The organism is Sutterella parvirubra YIT 11816 (assembly GCF_000250875.1).
GTDB classification, from domain to species: domain Bacteria; phylum Pseudomonadota; class Gammaproteobacteria; order Burkholderiales; family Burkholderiaceae_F; genus Sutterella; species Sutterella parvirubra.
On sequence record NZ_JH604946.1, the window covers coordinates 1 to 12,974 of the forward strand.

9 protein-coding genes are annotated in these 12,974 nt (G+C 66.2%); 4 read left to right on the forward strand and 5 right to left on the reverse strand.

Going from position 1 to position 12,974, the window contains the following annotated elements; all coding sequences use genetic code 11:
* Positions 1-165 precede the first annotated feature (165 nt).
* The 3 genes from HMPREF9440_RS04620 to HMPREF9440_RS04630 form a co-directional block, all read right to left on the reverse strand.
* Complete coding sequence (locus HMPREF9440_RS04620; RefSeq protein WP_008541945.1) at positions 166-1,695, reverse strand: alanine/glycine:cation symporter family protein; 1,530 nt, start codon at positions 1,693-1,695, stop codon at positions 166-168.
* 870 nt (positions 1,696-2,565) lie between these two features.
* Positions 2,566-3,099 carry a PIN domain-containing protein gene (locus HMPREF9440_RS04625; protein ID WP_008541949.1) on the reverse strand — a complete coding sequence of 178 codons (534 nt, stop codon included), beginning with the start codon at positions 3,097-3,099 and terminating at the stop codon, positions 2,566-2,568.
* A 145-nt stretch (positions 3,100-3,244) separates the two neighbouring features.
* Entirely contained in the window at positions 3,245-4,231 is a 987-nt protein-coding gene (locus tag HMPREF9440_RS04630; RefSeq protein ID WP_008541950.1) for a malate dehydrogenase, read from the reverse strand.
* 586 nt (positions 4,232-4,817) lie between these two features.
* Between HMPREF9440_RS04630 and hcp the strand changes: the two genes are divergently transcribed.
* From hcp to yoaA, 4 genes are all read left to right on the forward strand, one after another.
* Complete coding sequence (hcp, locus tag HMPREF9440_RS04635; protein WP_008541954.1) at positions 4,818-6,455, forward strand: hydroxylamine reductase; 1,638 nt, start codon at positions 4,818-4,820, stop codon at positions 6,453-6,455.
* A 400-nt stretch (positions 6,456-6,855) separates the two neighbouring features.
* A complete protein-coding gene (locus HMPREF9440_RS04640; RefSeq protein WP_008541956.1) occupies positions 6,856-7,500 on the forward strand; it encodes a nitroreductase family protein in 645 nt (214 codons plus the stop codon).
* A gap of 336 nt (positions 7,501-7,836) precedes the next feature.
* Positions 7,837-8,700, forward strand: coding sequence for a hypothetical protein (locus HMPREF9440_RS04645; RefSeq protein ID WP_148516393.1), 864 nt, complete (start codon positions 7,837-7,839; stop codon positions 8,698-8,700).
* Entirely contained in the window at positions 8,700-10,925 is a 2,226-nt protein-coding gene (gene yoaA / locus HMPREF9440_RS04650; protein WP_008541960.1) for a DNA repair helicase YoaA, read from the forward strand. The genes HMPREF9440_RS04645 and yoaA overlap by 1 nt, the downstream gene beginning before the upstream one ends.
* A gap of 110 nt (positions 10,926-11,035) precedes the next feature.
* On the opposite strand, the gene HMPREF9440_RS04655 is transcribed toward yoaA, so the two are convergent.
* Together HMPREF9440_RS04655 and HMPREF9440_RS11195 are read right to left on the reverse strand one after the other, a co-directional pair.
* Entirely contained in the window at positions 11,036-12,496 is a 1,461-nt protein-coding gene (locus HMPREF9440_RS04655; RefSeq protein ID WP_245523569.1) for a class I SAM-dependent RNA methyltransferase, read from the reverse strand.
* 8 nt (positions 12,497-12,504) lie between these two features.
* Positions 12,505-12,974: 4Fe-4S dicluster domain-containing protein (locus HMPREF9440_RS11195; RefSeq protein WP_008541964.1), on the reverse strand; the 470-nt coding region annotated here is incomplete at its 5' end.

Here is a 12,974-nt window from a genome sequence, read left to right on the forward strand (position 1 = left end):
GCCTCTCCTTTTAAGGAGGGGTGGTTGACGATGAAATTCCTTTTGAATGGGGGGCTTCCGTCAGAGAAAAGCCCGGAACCGATCGCTCGGTCCCGGGCGGTGTGATGTGAATCTAACAGAAACCGCTGTTTAGGCGATGAGTAGCGGAATCACGTATTTGCGTGACTACTCACCCTCACCGGAAGCGCCTTCATCACGATGGCCGCGCTGCGGTTCGTGAACGCGCTTCGTGTGGACGTGCTCACCCGAATGCCAGCGCGCGCCGTGGCGAAGCGGACGGGCCGAATGCGCGGGGCGGGGTTCGGCGCCGCCGGCGGACAGCGCGCCGTAGAGCGGCTGATGGCCTTTGAGGAAGTTCGATTCGTAGTCGTCCAGCACGCGGCCCACGATCTTCGAAAGACCAATCAGGGCGATCACGTTCGGGATCACCATCAGGCCGTTGAAGAGGTCGGCCAGTTCCCAAACGAGGGTGACGTGCAGGAACGAACCCAGCATCAGGAAGCAGAGCACGATCACGCGGTAGGTCGAGACCCAACGCGCGCCGAAAAGGTACTTGACGTTCTGTTCGGCGAAGAAGTACCAGCCGATGATGGTCGTGAAGGCGAAGAAGAGAAGGCAGATCGCGACGAAGCCGTTCCCGATCGAGCCCAGGCCCACCGTGAAGGCCTGCTGCGTGAGCGAGATGCCGGTGGTCTGGCCGTCCAAAACGCCCGTCGTGAGGATCACGAACGCGGTGAGGTTCAGAACGACGAAGGTGTCGAAGAAGAGGCCGACCAACGCGGCGAGGCCCTGTTCGCCCGGATGGCGGACCTTGGCGACCGCGTGCGCGTGCGGGGTCGAACCCATGCCGGCTTCGTTCGAGAAGAGGCCGCGGGCGACGCCGTAGCGGATCGCTTCCTTGATGCCCGCGCCGATCACGCCGCCGGTGGCGGCGACCGGGTCGAAGGCGCCGACGAAGATCGACTTCAGCGCGGCCCAGAACATGTCGCCGTGGCCGACGATGATGGTGATCGAGCCGATGATGTAGACGAGCGCCATGATCGGGACCATCTTTTCCGCGAAGCTCGCGATGCGGCGGATGCCGCCGATGAAGATGAAGCCCGCGAGCGCGAAGATCACGATGCCGGTGAGCCAGACGGGAATGCCGAAGGCGGTGCGGAAGGCGTCGGCGATCGAATTCGCCTGCACCATGTTTCCGATGAAGCCCAGGGCGACGATGATCGTGCAGGCGAAGAAGGCGGCGAGCGCCTTGCTCCCGAGACCTTCGGAGATGTAGTACGCGGGACCGCCCGTGATGTGGCCCTGCGCGTCGCGGCGGCGGAAGACCTGACCGAGGATCGCTTCGGAGAAGATCGTCGCCATGCCGAAGAAGGCCGCGAGCCACATCCAGAAGATGGCGCCCGGACCGCCCATGGCGATCGCGGTGGCGACGCCGGCGAGGTTCCCGGTACCGACCTGCGCGGCGATGGCGGTGGCGAGCGACTGGAACGAGCTCATGCCGTCCTTGTCCGCTTTATTGCCGAAGAGCGTCAAGCCGCCGAAGACGTGGCGGATCGCCATACCGAAGCGGCGGACCTGCACGAGACGGAGCTTGAAGGTGAAGTAGATCCCGGTGCCCACGAGCAGCGGGATGAGGCAGTAGACGCCCCAGAGCAGGCTGTTGATGCCCTGGACGACTTGGGTGAACTCATCCATCGTGATTTTCCTTTGGCCGCACCGGACACGCCCCAAACGGGCGAACCGGCGGCCGGTGCGTTTGTTTTCGACGCAGCGTACCGGGACCTGAAGGACGAGGGATCCTTGGGGCCGGTCGCTTCTTTCCAAGCTCGGCCGATGGGTAACGAAGGGTGTCCGCCACCCGACCGAGAACCCATTCTATGGGGTCGGGAAGTTTTTGATGGTCGATGCAATCCCGCAAACACGGTATCCGCGGGTACTCAGAACACCTAGGTGCGGGCCGGTTTTCGGTTTTTGACGGATAAGTTCATCGTTCGTTCCGAAGGGTTCTGTCGGCGCGGATCCCCTGAAAACAATTGAAACCCAAGGGATTGGGCGCGAGAGGAAAAGGTACGTTGGGGAAGCGCGCCGGACGGGACGCCCGGTCGCCGGAAACTACCACCTCCGGGCAACAATCGTCTTCGGGGAAAGAGGTCGGGAGGGTTCGGCCGTAGGCCATATGTCTCAGAAGAGGAGCCTCCGCGGTATCATGGGCGCCACTTCTCCACCCCATGACGCCTTTTCCATCCAATCCAAGGATTCGACACATGTTCCGCAAGTTCATGCGCGCGGGCATCTGGGTGGCGTTCGGCTGCGTGCTCCTTTGGCTCGCGGTCAACGTCGCCGGGATGATCCGCTGGGCGCTCAACCACTGAGCGCCGGGGTTTCTCTGCCCCTGAGGCCGAAGATCGACGGGATTCGGCGACGATGACGCGCGAACGCGTCGCGTTCGCCGGAGATCCATTCTGAAGCCGTCGACATCGACGCAGAAGAGGCCGCTTGCTCTGGAAGCCGGGCGGCCTCTTTGTCTTCGGGGGCCGGTGTGGGCTCGTGTCGACGGGTTTCGGCTCAGCGGCCGTGCTTCACGTCGTCCAACGCCCGGGCGACGTCTTCGGGCTTCACGACGTGAATGCCGAGCGCGGCCATCTTTCGGCGGGTCTTCAAAACGAGCTTGTCCTTGGTGACGAGGATCGCGGCCCCTGCGCCCACGGCGAGGTCCAGAAACTTCTGGTCGAGCGGATCCCGGCAGCGGGGCGTCCCGGTGGGGCGAAGCGCCGCCTGGAGCGCCGCCTCGGGGGCGTCTTCCGACATCCCGATCCAACGCCCGAGCATCGCGGAGACGTCGGCGAAGGGAATGCCGAAGGTCGTGCGGTCCAAAACCTCGGCGGCTTCAAGGAGCGTCGCCTCGTCCCGTACGGGCTGAAGCTCACCCGATTCGATCAATCCACCCAAGTCCCTCACCGCCGGGTCCTCCCAGTGGAGGACGTCCATCAGCACGTTGGTGTCGATGACGACGCGGGGCGCGGCACCCGCTGCGGGGCGCTCGGGCGCGGCTTCGAGGCGGCGGCGGAGCGCTTCGGCGCGCTCGGTCGTGACGGGCATGAGGTTCGGCTCGGGACAGAGGTTGGAGATGTCGGAAACGGGGTTCCGATGATAAAAGAAAACCGCCCGACGGTTCTCTGGGCTCAGAACCGTGTCGGGCGGTCGGGCGGAGAGGAGGCTGCTCAATGCCTCCTGACGCGCGTTCTCAGAGCTTCAGGAAAGCCTTCACCGCGTCGCGCTCGCTTTCGAGTTCGGCGAGGGTCTTCGCGATGCGGGCCTTGGCTTCGTCGTCGAAGCCGAGCCCCTGGACGATGTCGTAGTCGCCGTTGCGGCAGACGCAGGGGAAGCCGAAGACGAGGCCTTCGGGGATGCCGTAGGAGCCGTCCGAGGGCACGCCCATCGTCACCCACTCGCCGGCCGAGCCCAGGGCCCAGTCGCGCATGTGGTCGATCGCGGCGGCGCCGGCGGACGCGGCGGAGCTCGCCCCGCGCGCCTTGATGATTTCCGAGCCGCGCTTCGCGACGGTCGGGATGAATTCGTCGCGGATCCAGGCGGCGTCGAGAATGTCGGTCGCCTTGCGGCCGTCGACCGTCGCAGCGGAGAGGTCCGGGAACATCGTCGGGGAGTGGTTGCCCCAGACGGCGACCTGGTGGATGTGCGAGACGGGCGCGCCCGTCTTCTTCGCCACCTGCGCGCGGGCGCGGTTCTGGTCGAGGCGCAGCATCGCCGAGAAGCACTTGGGCGAGAGCGACGGCGCGCTCTTCATCGCGATCCAGGCGTTGGTGTTGCAGGGGTTGCCGACGACGATCACCTTGACGGAGCGCTTCGCGACTTCGTCGAGCGCGCGGCCCTGCGTGTTGAAGATCTGGGCGTTGGCTTCGAGGAGGTCGGCGCGTTCCATGCCGGGGCCGCGCGGACGGGCGCCGATCAGAAGCGCGTAGTCGGTGTCGCGGAAGGCTTCCTTCTGGTCGGTGGTCGACATCAGGCCGTGAAGGAGCGGGAAGGCGCAGTCCTCGAGCTCCATCATGACGCCTTTGAGGGCGCTCTGGCTCGTCGAGTTCGTGCGCTCCAGAAGACGGAGTTCAACGGGCTGGTCGGGACCGAGCATCGCGCCGGAGGCGATGCGGAAAAGCGTGGAGTAGCCGATCTGGCCGGCGGGGCCGGTGACGGTGACGCGTACGGGTGTCTTCATCGGGGTTGGATCCTTTGAAAAAGGTCGTGGTTGAGCCGGATGATGATAGCGCAACGGGACTCGGCTGCCGAGCCCTTCGGGGCGACTCTCCCCGCGGCATCGGGGGTGTTGTGGGAGGGGCCGGGCGGTGGAGGAAAGCGCACGGGAGAGGTTTTCCGTGCCGCGACCACCGGTCTCTCCTCCGGACGAATCATGAATGTGCCTCTCCCATTTGGGAGAGGCACCCTCCCATCCGGGGGCTTGCGGCGGTTGGGGTGAGGTCTTTAAAGTTCGTCCGGCACGCAGGTTTTGAAGACCTGCCTTCGTTTTTGCGCCTTCGCACCCGTTTGGGTTTTTGCGCTCTAATTCCTGACCAATTTGGTCGGGTATTTGGGGCTGGGCAACGTTTTTCCTCCGTTGCCGCCCGCAGGCTCATCCCCGTCCGAAGGCTCATCCCCGTCCGAAGGCCCCTGAGAAACCTCTGAAAAACCGCCTTGGAAGCCGCCCCGAAACCGCTCCAACTCACCCCGGCTCACCCCGAACGAACCACCCCAAACCGATCCCCTGAAAACTGCCCCATTCACCCCATCTCGTAGGAGAGACACCGATGTTTTGCATCCAGTGCGAGCAGACGATCAACACGCCCGATCTTCACGGCTGCGTTTTCCGCGGCAATTGCGGGAAGACCCCCGAAACCTCCGACCTGCAGGATCTTCTGGTCGCGATGATCGAGAGCCTTTCGGCGTGGGCGATGACGGCCAAGGCGGCCGGCGCCGACGTCACGAAGGCCGCGGTCTTCGTTCCGAAGGCCTTCTTCTCGACGCTCACGAACGTGAATTTCGACCCGGCCCGCATCACGGCCTACATCCGCGAAGCCGAAGCGCTCCGCGACGAACTCGCCGCAACGTGCGCCGCTGCGGGCGCCGCGAAGCCCGACCACCCGCTCGCCGACCTCACCGTGAAGGGCCTCTGCGCGAAGGGTTTGGACGACGCCGCGAAGGCGGTGAAGTTGAACGCCGATGGCGTTGACGCCGACATCGAAGGTCTCCAGCTTCTCTGTCTCTATGGTTTGAAGGGCGCGGCCGCCTACCTTGAGCACGCCGCGGTGCTGGGCGTCCGGAACGAAGACGTCGAAGCGAAGCTCATGGAAACGCTGGCCGACATCGGCCGCCGCTCGAACGACGCGGCGAAGCTCCTCGACACCGCGCTCTCGATCGGCCGCTTGAATTTCGAAATCATGGAGATGCTCGAACGGGCGAACACGACGGCCTACGGCCACCCGTTCCCGGCTCAGGTCCGCGCGAGTGCGGTGAAGGGGAAGGCGATCCTCGTCTCCGGGCACGATCTGCGCGACCTTCGCCTCATCCTTGAGCAGACGGAAGGGAAGGGCATCAACGTCTATACGAACGGCGAACTCCTCCCCGCGCACGCCTATCCGGAACTGCGCCGCTTCAAGCACCTGGTCGGGAACTACGGCTCCGCCTGGCACAACCAGCAGACGGAATTCGCCGCGTTCCCGGGGCCCATCGTCATGACGACGAACTGCATTCTGGATCCGAACCCCGGCAAGTACGCCGACCGCATCTACACGCGCAGCATGGTGGGCTGGCCCGGCTGCACGCACCTCGCGACGGACGACTTCTCGCCCGTCATCGAGCAGGCGCTTGCGATGCCGGGCTTCACGGCGGACGAACCCGAACGCACGGTCTCGACCGGGTTTGGGCGCCAGATTCTGGAAGGCGCCGCCGACACGGTGCTGAAGCTCGTGGGCGAGAAGAAGCTCCGCCACGTCTTCCTCGTGGGCGGCTGCGACGGTGCGCGCTCGTCCCGCTCCTACTACACGGAGTTCGTGGAGAAGGTCCCGGCGGACTGCCTGATGCTCACGCTCGCCTGCGGGAAGTACCGCTTCAACGGGAAGTCCTACGGGAACGTCGGCGGCCTCCCGCGTCTTCTCGACGTCGGTCAGTGCAACGACGCCTACGCGGCGATCCGCCTCGCGGTGCTCCTGGCCGAGAAGGCCGGCTGTGGCGTGAACGACCTGCCGCTCACCTTGGTGCTCTCCTGGTTCGAGCAGAAGGCGATCGCGATTCTGCTGACGCTCCTCGCTTTGGGCGTCAAGGGCATCTACATCGGCCCGACGTTGCCCGCGTTCCTCACGCCCAACCTCATCAACACGCTCGTCAGCGCGTACGACCTCCACGTGATCTCGACGCCGGACGAAGACCTGAAGGCGATTTTGGGTTGAGGGACTGCGGTCTGAAGGTTTGAGGGGTTGAGAGGCCGCATTTTCCGATCGGCGGACTTCTCCGTCCTTCACATCCTCATCGACGGGGTGCGGCCTCACGGGCCGCACCCCGTCGGGCCCTTTTCGTCGATCCCTTTCCGCCGGGCGGCTCCGAGAGCCGCCCTGACGAAGTGAGGGCTTGCTTTCGTTCTATTTCCCGTCCGTCCGCCCAAGGCGATTCTCCGTCCCGTCCCCCGAGCCGTTCTCCGAGCCTTTCTCCGGTCTACCGACGAAGACGGATCCCGGCCGATCCGGCATACGACGAACGTTCTATGAAGAACGGCCTCTTGTTGCGGTACGCTTTCGGAACCGACGGAAGAGAAGGACTCTTCCGCATTTTTAAGTTTTGGAGCCATCAAAAATGTCGAACGTTCTTGAAACCATGCGCTCGCGCTACACCACGAAGCACTACGCCGGGGAAGCGGTCCCCGCCGAGAAGCTCGAAACGCTCCTTGAAGTGCTCCGCCTCTCGCCCACCTCGGTGAACGGCCAGGCGTCGAAGTTCTTCGTCGCGGAAGGGGCGGAAGCCCGCGCGAAGCTGATCCCCGCGCTCATGGACTTCAATCAGGAGCGCTGCGAGAAGTGCGGCGCGCTCATCGTCTGCGCGGTGCCTGAGGACTACGACGAAGCGCAGTTCGCGCGCGTCTTCGAGCAGGAAATCAAGGACGGCCGCTACGAGGGGCTCCCCTCGGTCGAAGGCATGGACGCCGGCCGCCGCCACTTCGTCAACATGCACAAGAATCGCGGCGACCTCGTCGCGTGGGAAACGCATCAGAGCTACATCGCGATGGGGATGCTCCTCTACGCGGCTGCGGAATTGGGCGTCGACTCGACGGCCCTGGAAGGCGTCGAATTCGACAAGATGGACGAGATCCTGGGCCTTCGCGAAAAGGGCCTCAGGAGCGTCTGGGCGGTTGCGCTCGGGAAGCGCGCCCCGAACGACTCCAACGCCGCGCGTCCGAAGTCCCGCCTCCCGATGGAGACGGTGGTGACGCGACTCGGTTGATGTGACGCCCTCCGCGGCACCGGCCTCGGCGCCGGTGATGCGGTGAGTTGGACGGCGGCGGGCCTGAGAAGGTCCGCCGTCGTGTTCTTCAGGGGGTAGCGGGCGATGCCCCTGCGGCTCCCCGGAGCCGCCGCTCATAGCGTCCCGTCGCGTCCCATCGCGCCCATCGCGTCCCCCAGTCGTCTTTCCTTGCAGATTCTTGCGGTTCGCTTCGCAGCGCGTAAGCTCCGCGCCGGAGTGCGCTTGCTAAACTTCGGCTCGACAAAAGCGGAGGTGCCGCGCACCGGCGCAAAACCTCCGTCTCTTCCCGATTCCTCCCGCCCGTTCACCACGCCCATGACAACGCTTCTTCGCCTTCGTCCCGCTCTTTCGGCCATGGCGCTCGCCACGACGCTCGCGCTCGCGCAGCCCGCGGCCGCCGCGGAGTCCGTTCAGCCGACCGTGGATCCGGAGGCGGTGATTTCGGAAGCGATGGCGGTGCTCTCGGACTCGAGCGTCTCCGAGCGCTGGGCCGAGGGTGCGGAAGCCGTGACGGACGCCAATGCGGACGAGGTTCTCAAAGCCGTCACGGAAGCCCGCGCGAAGAAGGATGCGGCCTTGTCCGCGGCCACCAAGGCCTGCAGCCACCGCTTTCTCGTGAACCGCTGCATCGACGAGGCGCGCTCGCTTCACTTTGCGGGCGACCGGGAGCTGCGCCGCGTGGCGGAGCGTGCCGAGGACGCGAAGCGCGAAGCCCGCACGAAGCGCATCGAAGAGCGCCGCGCGAAGGCGGAAGCTGAGCCGAAGCGCGCCCCGATGGAGCGGCACGAACCGACGCTCAAGGAACCTTCGAACCCGATCGACTTGGCGCCCAAAGAAGTGAAGGAAGCCTCAAAGCCGATGAACCTCACCCCGAAGGAGGTGAAGGAGCCCTCGAAGCCCGTTGACGTCCGCCCCGCGGAAGTGAAGGCGGAGACCCCCGAAGCCGAACGGAAGGCCTTGGAAGAGGCGAACCTGCGCGCCTTTGAAGAGCGGAAGCAGCGCGCCGCCGAGCGCATGGCGCGGGCTGAGGAAATCGCCGCGAAGCGCCGCGCCGAGCGTGAGGAGAACCGCAAGCAGTTCGAAGAGAGCCTCAAAGCCCGCGAAGAAGCGCAGAAGCGCTACGAAGCCGACCGCTCTTCGGGCGGGAACGGCCGTCAGAGCCTCTCGGAGTTCTTCTGATGGCGCGTGATCCGAGACTCTTCGACGCGTCGGCCTCTTTGGCCGAACGCGTCACCGCCGCCTTCTCCAAAGACGGCCCCCTCGCGCAGGCCTTCCCGGGCTTTCGCCCGAGAGGAGGCCAGCTGGGCTTCGCGCTCGCCCTGGCCGAGACGCTTCAGAAGGAAGGGACGCTCGTGGCTGAGGCCGGCACCGGCACGGGGAAGACCTTCGCGTACCTGACGCCCGCACTCTTGTCGGGCCTCACCGTCATCATTTCGACGGGCGGGAAGCCGCTGCAGGACCAGCTCTACAAGAAGGACGTGCCGATGCTCTCGCGCGCTCTGGGCGTGCACCCCAAGACCGCGGTGCTCAAAGGCCGCGCCAACTACGTGTGCCTCGAGCGCCTGATGCACGTCGCCGAGGACGGGGTGCCGCTCCCTGAGCGGAATTCCCACGCGAAGCTCAGGAAGATCGTGCGCTTCGCGCAGATCACGAAGACGGGCGACCGCTCCGAACTGGCGGAGGTGCCCGAAAACGATCCGCTTTGGCCGATGGTGACGAGCACGCGTGAGAACTGCCTGGGGCCGGACCGCTGCCCCCACTACGGCGAGTGCTTCGTCAAAAGGGCGAGGGACGAGGCGCAGAGCGCGCAGATCGTCATCGTCAACCACCACCTCTACCTCTCGAGCGTCGCCCTCAAGCGCGAAAACCAGGGGATGGACGGGATGCTCCCCACGGCGGATCTCACGGTCTTCGACGAAGCGCATCAGTTGCCCGCCGTCGCGACGGCCTTCTTCGGGACGCGGTTTTCGACGTACCAGGTCGAAGACATCGCCCACGAAGCGGAGGCGCTGGGGAAGAGCTACGCCGCGGACGGCGCCGACTGGACGAAGATCTGCGGCGCGGTGCGGAAAGCCGTCGACGAATTGAAGCTCTCCTGCTACGCGGTGGGCCTCACGGAAGGCGACCGCAAGGCGGTCGAGACGATCGAGCGGTTCGGCGAGTTGGCCGGACCGATGGCGACCCTTTTGAAGGCCTTCGCGAAGTTGGGCGACGCGCTCAAGACGAACGCGGGGCGCCGTGACGAAATCGACGTCCTGCGTGCCTACCACGCCGAGGTGCTGGACGAAATGGACAACTGGAAGCACGTCGCGACGGCCACGAAGCCGCCGACGGCTTCCGCAGACACTGAAGCGGCGAACGCTGAAATCCCCGCGTCCTCACCCGCCGTCGCCGACCTGATGACGGCGGCGCCTTCCAACGCCCCGCAGCCCACGGACAAGGACCGCGAGATTGCGGAACGCTTGGTGAAGAAGAACACCCCGAAGGGCCCGGCCGTGCGCTGGGTCGAGGTGATGAAGAGCGGGATCCGCTTCAACCTGACGCCCTTGTCGTTCGCGGGTGAATTCCGCGAGATGCGGAAGGCCGAGGGCGGCAGTTGGCTCTTCACCTCGGCGACGCTCTCGACGGGCGGGAAGGCGGGCGCCGCCAATACGGCGGCCGACTTCGGGCACTATCTGCGCGAGGTGGGGCTCTCGCCCGAAGAGTGCCGCGCCGAGCAGTGGCCGAGCCCCTTCAACTACTGGGAGCAGGGGGTCTTCTACCTCCCGGATCTGCCGCCGCCCGAGCGGAACACGATCGAGCACGTCGAGCGCGTGGTGGAGGCCGCCTGGCCCCTGATCGTCGCCGCGGGCGGGAAGACGTTCTTCCTCTGCACGTCGATTGCGGGGATGGAGCGCGCGGCGGACCTTCTCGAAGACAAAATCAAGACGAACGGCCTCGACTATCCGCTGCTCGTCCAGAACGAGATGCCCCGAAACGCGTTGATCGAGGAATTCCGCCGCCGCGGGAACGCCGTCCTCGTGGGCTCGATGAGCTTCTGGGAAGGCGTCGACGTGCGGGGGGACGCCTTGTCTCTCGTCGTGATCGACAAGATCCCCTTCACGCCGCCCGACGACCCCGTGACGAACGCCCGCTGCGAAGCGATCCGCGCGTCGGGAAAGCACCCCTTCTTCGTGCACTCGGTCCCTGAGGCCGTGATCAGCCTCAAGCAGGGCGCAGGGCGCTTGATCCGCTCCGAAACCGACCGCGGGGTCTTCATGCTGGGCGACAGCCGGGTGCTGACGAAGGGCTACGGGAAGACGGTCCTGGCGAGCCTTCCCGACTTCTACAAGACGCGGCAGCTCGGGAAGGTGCTCACGTTCTTCGCGGATCCGGAGCGCTTCCGCGAGGACCTCTACTGCTGAGCGCGGGAGTTCATCCCGCGCCGTCCTGAACGTGCGATGAGGAGGCCGAAGGGCCTCCTCATGTCATTTGGATAGGGCGTCTCTTGGACGCTCGGAGCATCGTTCGCGGGTCACCCGTTCCGCACGAACGTCCCCACCGCTTCGAGGTGAAGCGCTCCGAGGAACATGTCGACGGCTTCGACGCGGATGAGCTTCAGCCCCGCGGCTTCGAGGCGCTTCGCGTCCCTGACGAAGGTCTGCGGGTTGCAGGAGACGTAGACGAGGCGCGTGAGACCCGCGTCCCCCAACGCCTTTGCGACCGACGCCTCGATCCCCTTGAAGGCGGGGTCGATCACGGCCTTGACGGGACGAAAGCCCGCAGAAGCCTCCTCGGCGAGGAGGTTCGAAAGGAGGTCTTCGACGAGCCCTGCTTCAAAGCGGGTGCGGTTCTCAAGCCCCGCGCGGGCAGCGTTCCGGCGGGCGTTCTCCACGCTCTTCGGGTTCACTTCGATGCCGAGCACGCGGCCCTTCGTCCGGCGCGCGAGCGCGAGGGTGATGGTGCCGACGCCCGAGTAGAGGTCGAGGAGGTCCTCGTCCCCCGTCAACTCCAGCGCGTCGATTGCCTTGCGGTAGAGGACCGGCGTCTGAACGGCGTTCACCTGCAGGAACGTGTCGGGCCCCACCGCGAAGATGTCGTCCATCACGCGGGCGTCGATCGCGTCGACGGCGTCCGCGCTCCAACTTCTCCCCGGCCCCGGAACGGCGTTTCCGGGCTCTGCGTTCTCGCGCCAAATGAGGGTGACGCGGAGATCTTCCTTCTCTTCCCGGCCGTCCCGACCGGCGAGCGCGGCGCGCAGCATCGCGTCGAGCGTTTGGAGGTCCACCGCATCAAAGCTCTTCAACACCGGGGTGAGGAGCCGCGTGCGGGCGGCCTTGCCGGGCTCCTCATCCGTCGTCCCGCCGACCGCGCCGTCCCTCAGGAGCACGGCGCGCAGGATCCCTTCGCCGGTCTTCTCGTCGTAGAGCGGCACCTCAGTCAAGACCTCGGCCGTGCGGCGGAGCGCCTCCGCCATCCAGGCGGGCGTCTGCGGGCAGTCTTCCGCGGGGACGACCTCGTGGCTGCGCGCCCGGTACATGCCGAAGCGAAGCTTCCCGTCGATCCGCACGGGCCGCAGGATCGCCTTGTTGCGAAAGCCCGTTCGAGCGCCTTCGGGCTGACCGGCGGGCGTTTCGACCGGCACCGCAAATCCCGCGGCGCGGAGGGGTTCTTCCAAGAGAAGGCGCGTCTTCACCGCCAATTCCGCCTCGTAGCGGAGCCGCCCCGCGGGACAGCCCCCGCAGGCGTCGGCCAAGGGGCATCGCGTGGGATCGGCGTCGGGACTCGCGCTCACCACGGTGAAGGACTGGGCGAGCCCGAAGCGTCCGCCCGGCTTCGGGGGCGTCCAACGGGCGTCGACGACGTCGCCCGGAATCGCGCCCGGGACGAGGACGGTGAGGCCCTCGAACGTCGAGAGTCCCGCGCCCGACGGGTGGAGCCCCGTCACGGTGAGCGTGCCGGCGGGGAGGTTGTCCGAGGTCTTGGAAGAAGTCATCGACGGCATCAGAGAAGGATGAGGTTGGGCTTCGGGGCGCCCTGCGTGGCGAGCAGCTTCGCCATGAATTCGGCGATCATCGTGCGGCCGGGCTCGGGGAGGTCGCGCGCGCCGTCGGGGCAGGCGGCCGTGCAGGCGCGGCAGCCGATGCAGGACGCGGGATCGGTGACGGCGAAGGACAACGGATCGATGATCCCGACCGGGCACTTCTCCGCGCAGTCCCCGCACTGCTGGCAGCGCTCGGGATGCGCGACGACGGGAACGGCCTTGACCGCGCCGTAGGGCTTGTAGTCGCCTTCACCGGGAACGGTGACGGGAAGGGTGGAGGCCTCCTCCGCCGCGAGGACCTTCCGCAGGACCGCTTCGGCAAAGCGTCCGGCTTCCGCGCGGTCGTTCGTGTCGGGGCGCCCGCGGCCGAGCTCGCGGTTCTGCGAGTGTTCCGCGATGAAGGCCCCGGCCCCCGCGACCGTGAAGCCCT